This is a genomic window from Stenotrophomonas sp. 2694, assembly GCF_040548715.1.
GTDB lineage: Bacteria > Pseudomonadota > Gammaproteobacteria > Xanthomonadales > Xanthomonadaceae > Stenotrophomonas > Stenotrophomonas indicatrix.
The window spans coordinates 32,585-50,631 of record NZ_JBEPSG010000021.1 but is presented as its reverse complement, the minus strand read 5'-3'; the positions used below and the strand labels follow the sequence as shown (position 1 = coordinate 50,631).

General features: G+C 66.3%; 16 protein-coding genes. 10 read left to right on the top strand and 6 right to left on the bottom strand.

The features are described 5' to 3' along the window. Positions 1-45: 45 nt before the first annotated feature. The 5 genes from ABIA73_RS18070 to ABIA73_RS18050 all read left to right on the top strand — a co-directional run bounded on the left by ABIA73_RS18070 (position 46) and on the right by ABIA73_RS18050 (position 6,223). The gene (locus ABIA73_RS18070) at positions 46-426 is read left to right on the top strand and encodes a tautomerase family protein (RefSeq protein ID WP_132825782.1); all 381 of its coding nucleotides are present in this window, start codon (positions 46-48) and stop codon (positions 424-426) included. A 191-nt stretch (positions 427-617) separates the two neighbouring features. After that, positions 618-1,007: a DUF2946 family protein gene (locus ABIA73_RS18065; RefSeq protein ID WP_218788807.1), complete on the top strand. Its 390-nt coding sequence runs from the start codon at positions 618-620 to the stop codon at positions 1,005-1,007. Between the two features lie 118 nt (positions 1,008-1,125). Beyond that, positions 1,126-3,264 carry a TonB-dependent receptor gene (locus ABIA73_RS18060; protein ID WP_354276109.1) on the top strand — a complete coding sequence of 713 codons (2,139 nt, stop codon included), beginning with the start codon at positions 1,126-1,128 and terminating at the stop codon, positions 3,262-3,264. Between the two features lie 11 nt (positions 3,265-3,275). Then, complete coding sequence (locus ABIA73_RS18055; RefSeq protein ID WP_354276108.1) at positions 3,276-4,781, top strand: PepSY-associated TM helix domain-containing protein; 1,506 nt, start codon at positions 3,276-3,278, stop codon at positions 4,779-4,781. 305 nt (positions 4,782-5,086) lie between these two features. Further along, positions 5,087-6,223 (top strand): RICIN domain-containing protein, encoded by a 1,137-nt coding sequence (locus tag ABIA73_RS18050; protein ID WP_243377984.1) that lies wholly within the window; start codon positions 5,087-5,089, stop codon positions 6,221-6,223. Positions 6,224-6,311: 88 nt separating this feature from the next. Here ABIA73_RS18050 and ABIA73_RS18045 read toward each other — a convergent pair whose 3' ends face one another. Together ABIA73_RS18045 and ABIA73_RS18040 are read right to left on the bottom strand one after the other, a co-directional pair. Continuing rightward, positions 6,312-7,445, bottom strand: coding sequence for an MFS transporter (locus ABIA73_RS18045; protein ID WP_354276107.1), 1,134 nt, complete (start codon positions 7,443-7,445; stop codon positions 6,312-6,314). An 11-nt stretch (positions 7,446-7,456) separates the two neighbouring features. Continuing rightward, a complete protein-coding gene (locus ABIA73_RS18040) occupies positions 7,457-8,230 on the bottom strand; it encodes a DeoR/GlpR family DNA-binding transcription regulator (RefSeq protein WP_033832060.1) in 774 nt (257 codons plus the stop codon). Between the two features lie 173 nt (positions 8,231-8,403). On the opposite strand from ABIA73_RS18040, the gene smqnr reads away from it, so the two are divergent. Beyond that, on the top strand, positions 8,404-9,051 hold the full coding sequence (smqnr, locus tag ABIA73_RS18035) for a SmQnr family pentapeptide repeat protein (RefSeq protein WP_025874060.1): 648 nt from the start codon (positions 8,404-8,406) through the stop codon (positions 9,049-9,051). A 15-nt stretch (positions 9,052-9,066) separates the two neighbouring features. On the opposite strand, the gene ABIA73_RS18030 is transcribed toward smqnr, so the two are convergent. After that, positions 9,067-9,750 (bottom strand): class I SAM-dependent methyltransferase, encoded by a 684-nt coding sequence (locus ABIA73_RS18030; protein ID WP_134832077.1) that lies wholly within the window; start codon positions 9,748-9,750, stop codon positions 9,067-9,069. A 117-nt stretch (positions 9,751-9,867) separates the two neighbouring features. Between ABIA73_RS18030 and ABIA73_RS18025 the strand changes: the two genes are divergently transcribed. Further along, complete coding sequence (locus ABIA73_RS18025) at positions 9,868-10,341, top strand: hypothetical protein (RefSeq protein ID WP_154231474.1); 474 nt, start codon at positions 9,868-9,870, stop codon at positions 10,339-10,341. A gap of 11 nt (positions 10,342-10,352) precedes the next feature. Here the strand turns inward: ABIA73_RS18025 and ABIA73_RS18020 are convergent, their stop codons facing one another. Continuing rightward, positions 10,353-11,054 (bottom strand): hypothetical protein, encoded by a 702-nt coding sequence (locus ABIA73_RS18020; RefSeq protein ID WP_154231473.1) that lies wholly within the window; start codon positions 11,052-11,054, stop codon positions 10,353-10,355. 73 nt (positions 11,055-11,127) lie between these two features. Then, the gene (locus ABIA73_RS18015; protein ID WP_354276106.1) at positions 11,128-12,516 is read right to left on the bottom strand and encodes an aminotransferase-like domain-containing protein; all 1,389 of its coding nucleotides are present in this window, start codon (positions 12,514-12,516) and stop codon (positions 11,128-11,130) included. 133 nt (positions 12,517-12,649) lie between these two features. Between ABIA73_RS18015 and ABIA73_RS18010 the strand changes: the two genes are divergently transcribed. The 3 genes from ABIA73_RS18010 (at position 12,650) to ABIA73_RS18000 (ending at position 15,398) form a co-directional block, all read left to right on the top strand. Continuing rightward, complete coding sequence (locus ABIA73_RS18010) at positions 12,650-13,513, top strand: DMT family transporter (RefSeq protein WP_354276105.1); 864 nt, start codon at positions 12,650-12,652, stop codon at positions 13,511-13,513. Between the two features lie 79 nt (positions 13,514-13,592). Next, complete coding sequence (locus ABIA73_RS18005; protein WP_025874054.1) at positions 13,593-14,474, top strand: SDR family NAD(P)-dependent oxidoreductase; 882 nt, start codon at positions 13,593-13,595, stop codon at positions 14,472-14,474. Between the two features lie 39 nt (positions 14,475-14,513). Continuing rightward, on the top strand, positions 14,514-15,398 hold the full coding sequence (locus ABIA73_RS18000; protein ID WP_354276104.1) for a LysR family transcriptional regulator: 885 nt from the start codon (positions 14,514-14,516) through the stop codon (positions 15,396-15,398). A gap of 541 nt (positions 15,399-15,939) precedes the next feature. Here the strand turns inward: ABIA73_RS18000 and ABIA73_RS17995 are convergent. Further along, the gene (locus tag ABIA73_RS17995) at positions 15,940-18,033 is read right to left on the bottom strand and encodes a TonB-dependent siderophore receptor (RefSeq protein WP_354276103.1); all 2,094 of its coding nucleotides are present in this window, start codon (positions 18,031-18,033) and stop codon (positions 15,940-15,942) included. Positions 18,034-18,047 lie beyond the last annotated feature (14 nt).

Sequence of the window (18,047 nt, the reverse complement as noted above, 5' to 3'; positions counted from 1 at the left end):
ATCTCGGCCCATTGCCGCGCCCCCTCCCATCCCTGGAGTGCCACCATGCCGCTCGCCCGTATCGATCTTCGCAAAGGTAAATCCGTCGAGTATCGCCAGCGTGTCGGCGAAGCGATCTACCAGGCCATGCGCGCCGTCGGCGTGCCGGAAAACGATCGCTTCCAGATCTTCCAGGAGCACGACGCCGGCACGCTGGTGTACGACCCGGGTTACCTGGGCATCGCTCGCACCGATGATTTCATCTGCATCCAGATCACCTGGAACGAAGGGCGCACGCTGGAGCAGAAGAAGGCGCTGTATGCCGGTATTGCCGATGGACTGCACGCGGCGGTGGGTATTCGCCGCGAGGATGTGTTCATCAACCTGGTGGAAGTGAAGCGGGAGAACTGGTCGTTCGGTAATGGCCAAGCGCAGTACGTGAGTTGATGCGCGAAGAGCATCCACGCATGGCGTGGATCTACTGTGGATCCGTCATGTGGTCGGTGCCAGAACCCTGCGTCACCGTGTCGCAGGGACCAAACCCTGAACGTGGTCCAAGGTTGGCCCCGGGCTCGTAGAATGGCTGGGTGCGCCGCTCCGTTCTCCACCGCCGGTTCCAGACCCTGGCATGGCTTGCCATGCTGTTGGTGCTGCTCGCGCCTCTGGTGAGCCGCTGGCTGGTACATGGGCACGTTGTTGCGTCTGCCGCACCGGTGGCGGTCATGGATCACGCCCTGCACGCGCAGCACGCGATGGAAGGGCATCACGACCACCACGCGATGGCAATGCAGCATGGCGAAGCGACACCGAAGCCGCCGGCCGATCCACACGCCGACCACGAGATGGGCGTGGACTGCGATTACTGCCTGATTGCCGCACGACTGATCACCCTGCTGGTGGCGGCGCTGCTGTTGATGATTCTGCTGGCACCGGTGTGCCGCGCGCTGCGCGGTTCGGTGCAGACGTTGCCGCAGCGGATCTGCGGCACGTTGGGTGCGCGCGGGCCACCGGTGCTGCTGGCCGTCTGAGCGCTTTGCGCACGCGCTGATTGATTTTCCCGGGTTGCCAGGCGTGGCCTGGCACTACCGCGTGCGCCTTTCTTTCTGCTGCCTCGCAGTGCGGGGCGGCCTTGCATGCTGTGAACACATGAAAATCACCCCCAACTTCGCCCCGCTGCGCTGGGCGATGCTGCCTGCGTTGTGCGCATCCTTCCTGCAGGCGACGCCTGCGCTTGCTGCAGATGCCGTGCTGCCGACAACCCTGGATACCGTCCGCGTGGTCGATACCCGCAGCGGTTCGCTGTCCTCCACCGCCAATACCGGTTCGGCGCTCGGGCTGAGCGTGCTGCAGACGCCGGCCAGCCTGACGGTGATTTCACGCGAGCAGCTGGAGCAGCGCGGCGATTCCAATCTCAACGACGCGATCACCCGCGCTGGCGCGATCAGTGCCATGCCCCATCCGGGCAACGGCCTGAGTGCGCTGTCCAGTCGTGGCTTCACCGATGGCGCCTCGGTGATGCGCCTGTACGACGGCCTGCGCCAGTACGGTGGTGTGGGCATCACCTTTCCGTTCGATACCTGGTCGATCGAGCGCATCGAGGTGCTGCGCGGGCCGGCCTCGGTCATCCACGGCGATGGCGCCATCGGCGGCGTGGTCAACATCGTGCCGAAGAAGCCTTCGCGCGGCGCCATCGAGAACGAGGTCAGCGTAACCCTGGGCAGTGAGGACACTGCGCGCCTGGGCTTCGGCAGCGGTGGCGCACTTACGCCCGTGTTGGCCTACCGCGTGGATGTCAGCGGCAACTACAGCAGCGGGTGGGTCGATCGCGGCCAGAACGGCGATGCCACGTTCTCTGCTGCGCTGCTATGGCAGCCACGGACGAACCTGCAGTTCACGCTGACCCATGCGCAGGGCTACCAGAAGCCGATGCGCTACTTCGGTACGCCATTGATCGATGGGCGGCAGCTGGACGCGCTGCGCCACGAGAACTACAACGTGGCCGACAGCGTGATCCGTTTCCGCGACCGCTGGACCCAGCTCGATGCGGCCTGGACGCCGAACGACACCGTGGAATGGCGCGCGCGCGTCTACCAGATCGACAGCCAGCGTGACTGGCGCAATGCCGAGGCCTATGTCTACAACGGGCGCACCGGCCTGATCGACCGTTCCGGCAACACCCAGATCACCCACAACCAGGACCAGACCGGACTGACTTCCACGCTGCGCCTGCTGGGCAATGCGGGTGGGCTGCCGAACAGTTTCGCCGTCGGTTTCGATGCCAACCGTGCGCATTTCAAGCACACCAACAACACCTATGCGGGCAGCTCGGGGCCGGTGGATCCTTTCAACCCGGTGCCCGGTGGGTTCAGCAGCGATGCCCCCAACCTGCCGCGCTACCGCAACAGCGCCGAACAGGTCGCGTTGTTCGTGGAAGACCGGCTGGAACTGAGCGAGCGCTGGTCGGTGCTCGCGGGCTTGCGCCACGATCGCGCCACGATCGACCGCAATGACCTGGTCAGCGGCCAGCGTGCGTTCTCCAGGACCTACAACAGCACCGGGTGGCGCGCGGGCACGATCTTTGCGCTGCAACCAACATTGACCCTCTATGCGCAGTACTCGCAGGCGGCCGACCCGGTCAGTGGCCTGTTGATGATCAGCCCGGCCAATGGCGTGTTTGATCTGGCCACGGGCAAGCAGGTCGAGGTTGGCATGAAGCAGGCCTTTGACGGAGGCGAGTGGACGCTGGCGGCCTATCGCATCCGCAAGACCGGCCTGCTCAGCCGTGACCCGTTGCAGCCCGACCGGCGGGTGCAGGTGGGGGCACAGACCTCAAAGGGAATCGAAGCTTCGTTGAACTGGAACTTCGCTCCACAGTGGTCGCTGGATGCCAACGCGACCGTGCTCAAGGCCGGGTTCGAGGATTTCCTGGAAGCCACCGGCACGCCGGCGGTGATCGTCTCGCGTGATGGCAACGTGCCGCCGAACGTGGCCGAGCGCCTGGCCAACGTCTGGTTGAGCTGGCAGTTCCAGCCCGACTGGAGCGTGGCCAGTGGCGTGCGTTACGTGGGCAAGCGCTATGCCGACAACGCCAACACGCTGCAGCTTCCGGGTTACGCCACCACCGACCTGGCCCTGACCTGGCAGGCCGCGCCGCGCACACGGCTGACCGCGCGCGTGTTCAACGTGTTCGACAAGGCGTACTACGCCACGGCGTACTACACCAGCACGCAGTGGTTGCTGGGCGCAGACCGGCGCGTCGAGTTCAGCGTCGACCATCGCTTCTGAGGACGCACGTCATGTCGTTGCGATCCACCGCCAAACGCTGGACCTACCTGACGCATCGCTGGCTGGGCATCGGCGGGTGCCTGCTGATGTTGCTGTGGTTCGTCAGCGGCATGGTGATGCTGTTCGTCGGCTACCCGAAGCTGACGCCAGCGGAGCGGTTGGCCGCGCTGCCCGCATTGGTCGACGCGCGCGGCTGGCAGGCACTTTCCGTGTTGCCGGAAGCCGTTCGACAGGGGCCTGAGCGGGTCGTGTTGACGACGCTGCGTGGCGAGCCCGCCTACGTGGTGCGCTCCGGCGCGAACGTGGGCGCGTGGTCGGCGCTTACCGGACAGGCATTGCCGCCGGTATCGGCGCAGTTGGCCGAGGTTTCCGCCGCGCAGTTCGCCGGCGGCCCTGCCTTCGTTGGCGCCATGCCGCTGGACGAAGACCGCTGGACGCATTCGCGCGCGCTGGATCCGCATCGACCGCTGTACCGCGTCGGCGTCGGTGGTGCACAGCCCGGAGATGTCTACGTGTCCTCGCGGACCGGCGAAGTCGTGCTGGATGCGCCGCGTCTGCAGCAGCGCTGGAACTATGTGGGTGCGTGGTTGCACTGGCTGTACTTCCTGCGCATGCAGTCGGTGGACCCGGTATGGACCTGGACGGTGATCGTGCTGTCGGCGCTGTGCACCGTGGCCGCGATCAGCGGGGTCGTGGTCGGCATCTGGCGCTGGCGGTTTCGCGGACAGTACCGGTCGGGGTCGAAGACGCCGTACCAGGAGCCGTGGATGCGCTGGCATCACCTGATCGGCTTGATGGCGAGTGCATTCGTGTTCACCTGGATCTTCAGTGGATTGATGTCGATGAATCCGCTGGGAGTGTTCAGCAGCACGGGCGTGGTGATCGACACCGCGCACTATCGAGGTGGCGTGGTGACGGGGGAGGGCGCACTGGCCGAGCCCGGCCGGCTGCTGGCTGCATCGACGGACGTTGGCTTCGTGCCGGTGGAGATCCAGTGGCGACGTATCGGTGGCGAACTGTTCGCCGTGCTGCTGGACGGGCAGGGCGATACCCGCATCGTGTCGGCCGTCGAAGGGCGCCTGCGTGTCGCACGGCTGCTGCCGGAGGCATGGCTGAAGCAGAAGGTGCAGGCGATGTCCGCTGCGCCGATTCAGGGTTTCACGATCCGGCATGCGCCGGATGCGTACTTCTATGCGCGCGCGCCGGAGGCCATGAACGGTGCGGCGGTGCGGCGCTTCCCGGTGGCGGTGGCGTGGTTCGGCGATGCCGAGGCCACGCGCGTTTACATCGATCTGGCGACCGGCGATCCGCTGTTGACGATGGGGCATCGCGAGCGGGCCGGGCGCTGGCTGTTCTCTTTCCTGCACAGCTGGGACCTGCCTGCCGCGCTGCGTCAGCAGAACACGCGGCTGGGCGTGCTGCTGTTGCTGAGCGTGGCTGGCACGGCACTGTGTACCACCGCTGCGGTGATCGGTTACCGGCGTCTGCGGATGAAGGTGCGGCGTCGGCGGCCGTAGCACCCTGACGTTGGCCTGGCGCGTATGAGACTATCGGGAGTTCCTGGCCATGAAGGCTGCGGCCCGATGTCGATGGCCAGGGAAGTGCAGGGGCTCAATGCTTGCAAGGGTGCAACGGTAGTCCCTGGATAGGATTTCCACACAACGTAAATGGAGCAAGGATGAATTACGTTTCGATGGGTGTTCTCGCAATTGGAATTGCAGCGGCGTCTTCAAGCGTTCAGGCCAAATCGTTGCCGCGCCTGTACAGCTTTCCAACCACAACGACCGCGTCTGTTTCCAATGCGCTGCCGGCACCGGGGCAGGTGATCCAGTTGTCTGCGCAGGTCGATGGCCAGGCACTCGGGCTGTATCACATTCCAGGCAATGAGCAGATCGGCGGCTTCGTCGAATTCAAGGTCAATGGCCAAGCGGTGGGCAAGGTGCAGGTCAGTACCGTCAACACGCCGTTCCTCGGTACGGTTTCCGACCTGGACAAGGGGTGCTGGGATGCCATCCGTGACGTCCAGGCCTGTACGCACAAGTACGCCTACGGCCGTCCGGCCAGGGTTGCGATCAACTACACCGTTCCGGCAGGCTTCACTACCGCGTCGATCACGGCGACGTTCAGTGGCGATGGTCAGTTCACGCAAGGGTCGGTGTCGGCGCCCGTCAACCTGCGCAACATTCCGACCTTTGGTGAGATCCGCGGCATGGGCAACAAGTGCCTGGATGCCGAGGGCGCCAACACCGCGCCAGGCACGGCCATCCAGGTGTGGGATTGCACACCGGGCACCGCGCAGCAGCTTTGGACCGTGAAGCCCAATACGTCGACCATCACGGGCGTGCCCAGCAATCGCGTGCTTGACATCGTGGGCTATGGCACAAGCAACGGAAGCCGGATCCAGCTCTACGACGCCCATGGTGACTGGAATCAGTCGTGGAAGTTCACCAACACATCCATCGTCGGCGTGGCCAACAAGGTGCTGGATGCCATTGGTGCGTCCAGCGCCAACGGCACCAAGATCCAGCTGTACAGCAATGCGCTGACCAGCAACCAGAAGTGGGAGTTCAATCCCGCCAACGGCTCGATTGTCGGTGTCGGTGGCAAGTGCCTGGATGTTGAAGGGGCCAATTCTGCGGATGGCACCCGCGTCCAGTTGTGGGACTGCACGGGCGTGCCGCAGCAGCGCTTCGAACTGGGCGCGGACGGGTCCATCCGTGGGCTGGGCGGCAAATGCCTGGAAGCGGCTGACGGTGCGAGCCACGATGGGAATCCGATCCGCATGTGGTCCTGCAATGGTGGCGCGCACCAGTCCTGGCGGCTGGTAGGCGAGATCCGCAACCCGCAGACCAACATGTGCCTGGATGACCCGGGCATGGGTAATGCCAATGGCTCGAAGGTGCACATGTGGATGTGCCAGGGCACAGAGAACCAGCGCTGGGAATTCTCCTCCTACTGAGTTTTCGGCCCGATGCAGTGTTGTGGAACCGTGCGCCTTCGCGCGCACGGTTCTTTGCAGGGACAGGTCAACGGCCTGCCATGCAGGTCTACATCCGCAGCCAGCGCGTCGACACTGCCACCAGCAACAGTGCCATCGCCACGCCGTCAAAGGCGGCGATGAGGCCGAAGTGATTGGCGGCGAAACCGATCAGCGCCGGGCCGGCAAGAATGCCGGCAAAGCCGAGGGTGGACACGGCGGTGATGGCGATCGCCTGCGGCATCCGGTTCTGGCTGCCAGCCAGCGAGAACAGCGCCGGTGCGATGTTGGCGCAGCCCAGGCCGACCAGCACATAGCCGACCAACGACACCTGCCATGGCGTGACCAGGGTGAGCACCAGCACGCCGGCGCAGGCCAGCAGCGCACCGGCCACGATCGCCTTCTGCCGGCCGATGCGCTCCACCAGGCTGTCACCGAACAGGCGCGCCCCTGTCATGGTCAGGGTGAAGGTCACGTAGCCGATGCCGGCATGGCTGGCATCGACCTGGCGGATGTCGGTGAGGAACACCGCGCTCCAGTCCAGCATCGCGCCCTCGGCCAGGAACGCGATGAAGGCCAGCACGCCGATGAACATGACGATGCCACGTGGCCAGGCCAGCAACGGCATGTCGTGCGCGATGCGCTCGCTGCGCCAGTGGCGTGCCGACAGCAGCGCGACCACCGCCATCATCAACACGCCCGGCAGCACCGCAGCAACCGGCGCCATGCGTGCGCTCAGCAACAGGGTCATGGTCGCCGCGCCGAGGAATCCCCCGATGCTGAAGAACGCGTGGAAGCCGGACATCATCACCCGCTGCGCTTCGCGTTCCACCACCACGGCCTGTACGTTCATCGTGCAATCCATCGCGCCTACGCCGGCACCGAATACGAACAGCACCAGGCCCAGCAACCACGCCGAGTCGGCCAGCGCCAGGCCGGGCACCGTCGCGCAGATGATCAGCGTGGTAGCCAGCATTACCCGGCGGCAGCCCAGCCGTGCGGCCAGCACGCCCGACAGCGGCATGGCCAGCAGCGAGCCCGCGCCCAGGCACAGCAGCACCAGCCCGAGTGTTGCATCGTTGATGGCGGTGCGCGTCTTGGCGAAGGGCACCAGCGTGGCCCACAGCGCGGTAGCGAAGCCGGGAATGAAGAATGCAGCGCGGGTCGCGTGCTGTTGGGCACGCGGTCGGTTGACGAGGGACATGGGCGATCCGGTCAGGGAGGTGTTGGATGCACGGTGATGCCGGCGGCGCGGAAGCGGGCGGCCAGGGCAGGCGGTGCAGACGTGGTCAGTACCAGGTCGTCGATGTCATCCAGGCTGGCGATCTGCCAGTTGCCTCGCGCGCCCAGTTTTTCGCTGGTGGCAGCGACGATGATGCGGCTGCTGCAGGCGACCATCGCGCGCTTGAGCGTGGCCTCCTCGGCATCCATCGCCCACACGCCGGTGTCCACGTCCACGGCGCAGGGGCCGGGCAGATAGACATCCGCGCGCAGGCGCTGCACCTGGGCCAGCGCCTCGGCGCCAACCGCGCCGCCGCCGGCAGCCAGTCGCCCACCGATCAGCTGTACGGTGGTGCCCTCCCGCCACGCTGCGGCGGTGGCGATCTGCGGCGCGTTGGTGATCACCGTCAGCCCCAGCGCGCCCGGCAATTGCTGGGCAATGGCCAGGTTGGTCGAGCCGGCATCGATCAGCAGGACCTGGCCGGGCTGCAGCAGCGTACAGACACGGGCGGCCAGCTCGTCCTTGCCGGTGCGGTCCTGGGTCATCCGTTCGCGCAGTGGCACGGCTTTCGGGGCTGGCAGCACCGCACCCCCATAGACGCGCTGGCACAGGCCCTGGGCAGCCAGTTCACGCAGATCCCGGCGGATCGAATCTTCGGAAACCGCGTAACGGCGGGCCAGTTCGGCGGCGACCACGCGTCCCTGCTGGCGCAACTCCTGCAGGATCAACTGGGTACGTTCGGCGGGTAGTGTCGGGTCGGAGGTCATGCCTGAAGTGTGCACAATCATGCATCAACGTGCAAGATCGGGTATTGGCGGTGGCGCGTAAGGGTGGGATGTACACACTTCGGCTGCAGCGCTGGTGAATCCCACGCGAGCGCGTCCTGCCCATCGCCTTTCCAGCGCGGCATCATGGCAAGGCACCCGGCACGGAACCCTGCATGCCCTCCACTGTTCACCATAAGCTGCGCATCGGCGCCGATCAGTTCACCGGCCAGAAGGTGGTCGACCAGCAGTTCCTGGAATGCGATTTCTCCGGCGCTGACCTCACCGCCACCGAGTTCGTGAACTGCGTTTTCTACGATGCCGACACGCGCACCGGGTGCCGTTTCAGTGGTGCCACGTTGAAGGAAGCCAGCTTCTGCCAGTGCGACATCAGCATGTGCAATTTCAACTTCATCAAGGCGCTGGGGCTGGAAATCAGCGAATGCCGCGCACAGGGTGCCGATTTCAGCAACGCCAGTTTCATGAACCAGATCACCACGCGCAGCTGGTTCTGCAGTGCCTTCATCAAGAAGAGCAACCTGCGCTATGCCAACTTCTCGCGGGTGACGCTGGAGAAGTGCGAGCTGTGGGAGAACCGCTGGGACGGTGCCAACGTGAGCGGCGCCAGTTTTGCAGGGTCGGACCTGTCCGGCGGCCAGTTCGATGGCGTCGACTGGAATTCCGCCAACTTCACCGATTGCGACCTGACCAACTCCGAACTGGGCGAACTGGACCTGCGCAGCACCAACCTGCGTGGCGCCACGCTCGATGTGCAGCAGGTCGCGCTGCTGATGCAGCGGATCGGCATCACCGTGGTGCCATGAGCGTGCGTCGCGGCGCTATGCCGGTGTGGCCGGCGCATGTGCCACCCAGCCCCTGAAGCTGAAGCCGGCGTAGAACAGTTCCACGTTCTCGAAGCCGGCCTCCTGCAGCAGCGCCACTTCCTGTTCGGGTGAGAGCAGCGGCAGGCGCTCGGCGATCGCCTCGATCGCGCGCTGTGTATCGGCACGTGGAATGCCGGAAGCCTCGGCGAACGCGGCGTAGCGCTGCAGCCAGCGATGCTTGCCGGCCGCGTCCTGCGGCACGCTGTGGTGCGCCACCACCAACGGCGCACCTGCGCGCAGCCGTTGCCGCAGTTCGCGCAGGGTGTGCAGGCGCTGTTCAACGGTGAGGAAGTGCAGGGTCAGCAGGCAGGTGGCGCCGTCGAAGACGGTGCGCGGGGCATCGTCGATGTAGCCTTCCAGCAGCGTCACCTGGGCCATCAACGGCCCCAGGGTCTGTTCGGCCAGCGCGAGCATTGGCGCGGCAGGATCGACGCCGAGCATCCGCCATTGCGGGTGCGCTTCTGCGAAGGCCTTGAGTTCCAGACCGCCGCCTGCGCCGAGCACCAGCACCTGGCCGTCATCGGGTACGTGTTCGGCCAGCAGCAGGTGGCTCATCTGCTGCAGTCCGAGGAAACCGGGTACCTGCCGAAGCGGGCCCTCCGCGTAGCGGGCCACGGCATGGGGATCGGAGAAGGACATCGGAAGGATTCCTGCGGCAATGGCGAACATCCACTTTACCGTGCTCGGCAAGTGTCGATTGCACAGTGGCTCGCCTTTGCTTAAGGTCTGCGCCTGCATGCATTCAAGAGATCGGGAATGGACCCTCGCAGCCCCGCGATGCCATCGGCGGAAGCCTTCGAACTGGCGCTGACAATGCTGGGACGGGAGGGCGTGGATGAGGAGCAGGCCGAGCGGGCGCTGCTCGCGCTCGGCAGCGAACACTGGCAGATGCGCCGCCTGCTGGTGTGGTTGCCTGAAGCCTTCGCCATGGCGCTGATCGGTCATATGGAACTGGGCGTGCAGCTGCCCGGTACCTTCACCGCCTCCGACGCACAGGGCGACCTGCATGAACTGCCGCTCGACCGTGAGCCTGTATTCGCTGCCGGTCTCCAGCGCGCCCTCGTCATGTACCACGAAGGGCCACGCGCCGCGTTCCGGGCGATCTGCCAGCGCAGTTCGTCGCTCAACGCGATCGACAACGCCTTGAATACCGGCGCCGATCTGCAGGGCGCCGCGCTTTCGGGTCCGGAGCTTCTGGACATCCCGGCAGAGACCTACCTCGCCCATTGAGCCCGGGGTTTTCAGAGCGCGGGCTTCATCCCGTCTGCTTCCAGGCGATACAGGCCGGTCAATCGCCAGTCATCGTGTACGCGCTGCAGCCGGTACTCATGGATGCGGACGCTTGAGCGACGCTGTTGCGCGGTACGTATGGACGCTGCGTCGCCGAGGATATGCACGGCCAGGACCTGTTCCATTTCCGGATCATGCGCTGACTCGACGCTGGGCCGGCGCATGACAGTGCGAGAGGTGCCCGGCAGGGCATAGTGCTCCACCAGCTTCGCGTACGACGCATCGGCCAATGCCTGGCCGCGCGATGGGCCATGCTCTGCCAGCCGTGCAAGCGAGGCCTTGTTCCATTCCAGGAAGTCGGACTGGAAGGCGCGCATGCGTACGACCGGCGTGCTGCCGCCCAGATCCAGCGCGCTGCGTTCGAAAACAAGAAGCGGCAGAACCTCGCCGAACCCCACGTCGCGGCCATAGCGGAAGCTGCGTTCGGCCTGCGGCCTGCCATTGCAAAGCAGTGCGACGCGACCGGTTCTGCTGGAATGAACCATCAAGTGCCGTTGAAAATAGCCCTGTACCGGCTCGGCATCCGTGTTGGACGCCCCCGGCGCGGTGATCTGCAGTTGGCAGTTGCCATCCGTGGGCGCATAGCCAGCGATCTGCAGCGAGCCGTCGGGTGGCCCGAACGTGACGCAACCACTGGCCAGCCCGCAGACCAAGGTGATGCCAATCCATCGACGCATGCGGGCGCTCCTTGCCTGGATGGCTGGCAGGATAACGCACTCGGATGCTTCAGCTGTGCTGCTGCAACGCCTTCCCAAGCACCTGCCAGATCTTCGGGTCCTGGCACTGCGACACATTGAAGCGCACGTAGTCGGCAGCCCGCTGCGACTGGCTGAAGGCATTGCCCGGCGCTACCACCACGCCTTCGCGCAGGCACTGCCTGGCCACCGCCGATGCATCACGGCCATCGGGCAGCTGGCACCACAGAAACAGCCCTGCATCGGGTTGCAGCCATGGCGTAATGCCCAGCTTCTGCACCTGCCGCAGCGTGTGCTTGCGCGCATCGGCCAGGCGCGTGCGCACCGCCTGCATGTGGCGGCGGTAGCCACTGTCGGTCAGTGCGATCTGCATCAGGTGCGCAGCCAGGTGCCCACCGCCGAAGCTGGTGGCCAGCTTCAGATCGGTCAGTGCCTCGATCCAGTCCGGGCGCGCGGCGATGTAGCCGCAGCGCGATGCCGCGGAAATGGTCTTGGAGAAACTGGCGACATGGATCACCCGCGACAATCCATCCAGCGCCGCCAGCCGCGGCGCCGGGCGCAGCTCGAAGTCGGCGAAGATGTCATCTTCGATGATGATCAGTTCGCTGTGTTCGGCCAGGCCCAGCAGGCGGTGTGCCGTGGTCGCCGACAGCACCGCGCCGGTCGGGTTGTGCAGTCCGGCGTTGGTGATGTACAGGCGTGGCGCGTGTTCCTGCAGCGCGCTGGCAAACACCTGCAGGTCCGGCCCGGTGTGCGTGTACGGTATGCCGATGGCCTGCACCTGATGGGCCTTCAACATCGCGTGGTAATTGAAATAGCTCGGGTCGTCGACCAGCACGCAGTCACCGGGCTTCAGCAGGAAGCGGCAGATCAGGTCGACCGCGTGCGTCCCCGATTCGGCCAGCAGCAACTGCTCCATCGACGCGTCGATGCCCAGCGTGGCCGCGCGTCGCTGCAGTGTCTGCCGCAATGCCGGCAGGCCCAGCGGTCCTGCATAGTCCACCAGCTGCGCGGAGTCGGCGCGGGCCATGCGGCGCAGGCCGCGGCGCAGGCCATCGTGGTACAGCCAGTCGCTGGGCATCCAGCCGCAGCCAGGCTTGAGGTGTCCCGGCGGGGTTTCCAGCGATTGCCGTGATACCCACAGCGGGTCCACCGCGCGATCCAGCCGCGGTTCCATTTCCGCCAGCGCCAGTGGTGCCGCCGGGCCAGCCACGTAGAAGCCGGAGCCGGCGCGCGCGGCGATCACGCCTTCGGCGGCCAAGCGTTCGTAGGCCTCGACCACGGTGGACACGGAAACGCCCATCGCCGTGGCCTGCGCGCGCACCGAGGGCAGGCGGCTGCCCGGGCCATCCAGGCGCGAACTGATGCGGGAGCGGACGGCGTGGATGACGCTGTCGATGCGGCTGGGCGGTCGGGACATGCGCGTGACTGTAAGGGGATTGTGGGCAGTACAGTTACTTGTGACTGTACTGGATTGTAGCTGTGTATCGCCCGTGCCCGGTGGCCCAATGACGGGCACGGCCGGCCATTGCCCGGCATTTCTGGAGCAGGGTGTGGAACGGTCGGCAAGCGGGTGGATCAATGGCTTCATCGGTGTGGTGATCTTCGCCGGCTCGTTGCCGGCCACCCGCCTGGCAGTGATGGAGCTGGACGCCAGCTTCGTCACCGCCGCACGCGCCAGCATTGCCGCGTTGCTGGGGCTGGTGCTGCTGCTGGCATTGCGCCAGCCGCGCCCGGTCAGAAGCGATCTGCCCGGTCTGGTGCTGGTCAGCCTGGGCGTGGTGGTGGGCTTCCCGTTGCTGACCGCGCTTGCCCTGCGCCACGCCTCCTCGGCACATACCATCGTGTTCCTGGGCCTGTTGCCGCTGAGCACGGCGGTATTCGGCGTCCTGCGCGGCGGTGACCGGCCACGCCCGGCATTCTGGGTGTTCTCGCTGCTGGGCAGCGCCTGTGTGGTCGGCTACGCCGCGCGCAACGGCATCGAAGCCTCACTGCAGGCCGACCTGTTGATGCTGGCAGCGATCGTGGTGTGCGGACTTGGCTATGCCGAGGGCGGCCGCCTGGCCCGGCATCTGGGTGGCTGGCAGGTAATCAGCTGGGCACTGCTGCTGGCATTGCCGGTGATGCTGCCGCTGATGGTGGCGATGCGTCCGGCCTCGTTCACGGCGGTCGCCGCGTCGGCCTGGTGGGCGCTGGGGTACGTGGCGGTGTTCAGCATGCTGGTCGGTTTCCTGTTCTGGTATCGCGGCCTGGCCCAGGGCGGTATCGCTGCGGTCGGCCAGCTGCAGCTGCTGCAGCCGTTCTTCGGCCTGGCGCTGGCGGCGCTGCTGCTGCACGAGACCGTCAGCGCCGGCATGTTGCTGGTGACCGTGGCAGCGGTGATCTGCGTGGCCGGCGCCCGCCGCTTCAACCGATGACGCGCGATAGCGTCGGCGTATCGTGGCGTGCAGCCAACAGTATTGGCCGGGGCCGGCGCGCCTGGTTGAAGCTGTGCCGATGAAACCCAATTCCAGTATCTCGTTCGAAGACCAGGTGGGCCTGGTAACCGGTGCCGCCGGTGGCCTCGGCCTGGCCTACAGCCGCCTGCTGGCCCAGCGTGGCGCGCACGTGGTGATGCATGACGTGGGCGCCGCGACGGACGGCACGGGTACCGATCCGCAGCGCATCGCCCAAGCGGTGGCAGCACTGCATGCCCAGGGCCTGCCGGTCGAAGCCGCCAGCGGCCCCATCAACCAGCGCAGTGGCTGCCACGCGCTCGTGCAGGACATCCTGCAGCGGCATGGTCGCCTGGACTTCATCATCCACAACGCCGGCTGGGTGGCCTACGCCGGTATTGAAGTGGTGGAAGACGATGCGCTGGAGCAGATGCTGTGCCTGGCGGCGAAGACACCGCTGTGGCTGGCACAGGCGGCATGGCCTGCGATGCGTGCTGCCGGCGGCGGCCGCATCGTGCTGACCACCTCCGATCGCGCGCTGTACCCGCAGTATGCGCAGCGCGGCCTGTGCGGCTACGCGATGGCCAAGCTGGCTGCGCAGGGGCTGGTCAATGTGCTGGCCCTGGAAGGTGCCGAGCACGGCATCGTCGTCAACGCGGTGTCGCCGGTGGCCAAGACCCGCATGTGGGGCATCGACGGGGAACCGGATGAACTGCATCCAGAGGCGGTGGCACCCGGGGTCGCCTTCCTTGCCTCTACGCGGTGCCGGCAGGGTGGCTGGACCCTGCGGGCCAGCAACGGCCAGTTCCATGCATTGCGATTGCAGGAAGCCGAACACGTGGCCTATCCGCGCGACCTGCGTGCGGTGGCAGCGGACAGCATCGAATCGGTGGCCCTGCAGTGGCCGGTCATTGCACGGCCGAGTGTCGACGCGCGCGGTTGAACGCGTACCCTAGGCAGGTCTCCCCCTGCCTGCGATGAAATGATCGATCTGCGCCTGCTCCGCCAGTTCGTGGCGGTGGCCGAAGAACTGCACTTCCATCGCGCTGCTGCACGCCTGCACATGTCGCAGCCACCATTGACGGCGGCGATGCGGCGCCTGGAAGACGAGGTGGGTACCGGGCTGATCGTACGCGGCAACCGCACGCTGGGCCTGACCGCAGCGGGGCAGACGCTGCTGGTGGAGGCGCGTGCAACCCTGCAGCACGCCGAACAGGCGCTGCAGCGCACGCGGGAAGCGGCGGCAGGGCAGACCGGCAGCCTGCGTGTCGGCTACGTCGGCAGCGCACTCTATGGGCGACTGCCGGCACTGATCCGCCTGTTCCGCCATGCGTTTGCGCAGGTGCAGCTGCATCTGCACGAAGCCACCTCGCGGCAGCAGCAACAGTGGCTGCGCGAGGGACGCATCGACCTGGGCATCCTGATTCCGCCGATCATTTCCGCAGAGCTGCATCTGCAGGCGTTCGACCATGATCGACTGGCCATTGCCCTGCCGCGCGCGCATCGGCTGGCCGCACGGCCACGGCTGGATGTCGCCGCGCTGGTGGACGAGCCGTTCGTTTCATGGCCGTCGGCCGAAGGCATCGGCTTCCACGCGCAGGTGCTGGGCCTGTGTACCGCTGCCGGCTTCACGCCGCGGGTCGTGCAGGAAGCACAGGGCATGCACGCAGTGCTGTCGCTGGTGGCCGTGGAAGCGGGCGTGGCGATCGTGCCGGCCAGCATGGCCGGGTTCCGTCCCGAAGAAATCGTCTATCGACCACTGGATGGCGGCAACGCTGCGTTCGAGTTGCAGTTCTGCATGCGCCCGGAATCGCCTGCGCCGGTGCTGCAGAATTTCCTGGCGATGGCAGCGCAACCGGTGTCGTGATTGCCAGCTGAGCATCTGTGCTGCGTGCAGTGGTGCGACGCTGATCGGCGTCGTGCATGCCTGCGGAGTGTGACTCGTCCTGCAGTTCTGCCCTTGGAAATCGCACCTGCGGCAAGCCTGAGGCGCGGGCGCGGACAACCCCTACATACCGCCTCGGCGACAGCACTCAGCATGCCCCCGTCGGCCATCATCGGCCGGCTGGGATTGGCGTCCCACAATCAACTCTGGCACGTGATCGGCAGGCGCACGGATGGCGCCTGCGGATCTCGTGACCCGCTGTCCGTGGTGGGCGATGTGTGGGGATCACAATGATCCGCCGGTCAGTCCCAGAGTTGTCCGGTACGCCAACCCGCATCGCCCGCCGCCCGTTCGTGGTCAGCCACGAGTGCGCTGATGGCGCTTGCCTCGGGGGTGGCAATGCGCGTCGTGCATGGGGAGCGGCGGCGGGCGGTGCATCTGCGCACCTGCGTAACGTGTGGCCAGCACGCCAGCAATGGGGTGCTGGCTGTGCTGCTGCGGCGGTCGCCGGCCGTTGCCGTGCTCAGAACCGATAGCTGATGGTGCCGGTGACCACGCGCGGGTAGCCGGCGAAACAATCGCCGAAGGTGCGGCACGGCGCGTAGTAACGCTTGTCGGTGAGGTTGGTGATGTTCAAGGCCCAGGTCCAGTTGGTCACCTGCACTTCCACCAGCGCATCGGCCAGGGTGTAGCTGGGGGTGATGACGCGGCCGCCGTTGCCCAGCGACACCGTGTTGCCGACATGGCGGACACCCAGGCCGAGTTTCATTCGTGCGGCGTCATCCAGCTGGAAGCCCTTGGATACCCAGGCCGAGGCCAGGTCCTGCGGGGTGTCGTTCAGGCGTTCGCCCACTTCCAGTGCGAAGTTGCTGCGGCTGACTTCGGCTTCGTTGCGCGCGTAAGCCGCAGTGACCGTAAGGTCGTTGGCGAACTGGAACTGGCCCTCCAGCTCCACGCCCTTGGAACGGATCTGGCCGGTCTGGACCACGTTCAGCACGTTGTCCGGGTCGTTGGTCTGGCGGTTGGTCTCGGTGATGCGGTAGGCGGCCAGGGTCAACAGCATGTTGCGGGCCGGTTGCCACTTGATGCCACCTTCGGCCTGGCGTCCGCGCATCGGCTTGAAGGCGTTGCCGAACAGATCCTGGCCGGACACCGGCAGGAACGATTCGCTGTAGCTCAGGTACGGCGATACGCCGCCGCCGACGTCGCCGATCAGTCCGGCACGGTAGGTAGTGGCATCGTCGGTCTGGCTGGGCTGGCCTTCGGTCTTCGAACGAGCATGGTCGCGACGCGCACCCAGCACCAGCGACACGCGATCAGCCCAGCGGATCTGGTCCTGCACATACACGCCCAGTTGGGAAGATTCCTGGTCCGGCTGGCGCTCCCAGCCACGTACCGTCGGGGCGGTCGATACCGGCGCGTAGACGTCGATGGGCGTGCCGGTGGCATCCAGCCGCTGCAGCTGCTCCTTGTACTGGCTGTAGTCCACGCCGGCCAGCAGCAGGTGCTGGAAGGCGCCCGTGGCGAAGTCGAACTGCACCGCGTTGTCGGCGCTGATCACCTGGATGTTCGGCTGCGTGCCGTAGGCGGTGCGGTTGACCACGCGCCGGTCGGCATCGATGAAGGGGTTTTCCGGGTTGCTGTAGCTATCCACATACAACTGCTGCAGGGTGGTCTTGCCGTCGATGTAGCGCACCGCCGAGCGCAGGCTGACCGCATCGTTGAAGCGATGATCGAACAGGGCAGTCAGGCTGTACACGCGCGAATCGATGCGGTCAAAACCGGCATCGCCGATGAAGGTGGTCGGATCCAGGCGGCGACCGGGCGCTGCGTGCAGGGTCGCGGCCAGCGGCAGGAACTGCTGGCTGGAGCCGGTCTTGTCGTGCTGGTAGCTGGCCAGCAGGGTCAACGTACTGCGTTCACCGCGCCAGCTGATCGAGGGTGCCAGATACACGCGGTCGTCCTTGAGGACATCGGTCTGCATGTTCGATTCGCGGACCAGGCCGACCAAACGCCCGGCAATCGTGGCGTCGTCATTCAGCGCACCGCCGATGTCGCCCTGCAGCTGCCGACGATCGAAGCTGCCCAGCTGCAGGCCGACCTCACCGCTGGCGGCGCCGAAGGCCGGGCGCTTGCTCATCGCGTTGATGATGCCGCCGGTGGCGCCCGCTCCGTACAGCACCGATGACGGGCCGCGCAGCACTTCCACCCGTTCCAGGCCGTATACCTCCGGGCGTGCCAGTGGGCTGAAGCCGTAGCTGCGGCGCAGGCCATCCTGGTACTGCACCGGGTCCAGGCCGCGTACCGAACTGGCATCATTGCGGGTGTCCAGGCCCCAGGCGTCAGCGGTGACACCGGCGCTGTAGCGCAGCACTTCCTGCAGGTTGTGTGCGCCGCGATCGGTGAACAGCTGCTGGGTGACCACGCTGATCGCCTGCGGCGTCTCGGTCAGGGCGGTGTCGGTCTTGGTCGCGGTGCTGGCGCGCTCGGCCACCACGGTCACCTTGTCCAGGGTCCGGGCCGCAGTGCCGTCCTGGGCCTGGGCGATGGCCGACGCCAGCAGGGTGGGCAGGAACAGCGCGTACAGCAGCGGGCGGCGCGACGGCAGGGCGGGCATCGTGGGGAATCCGG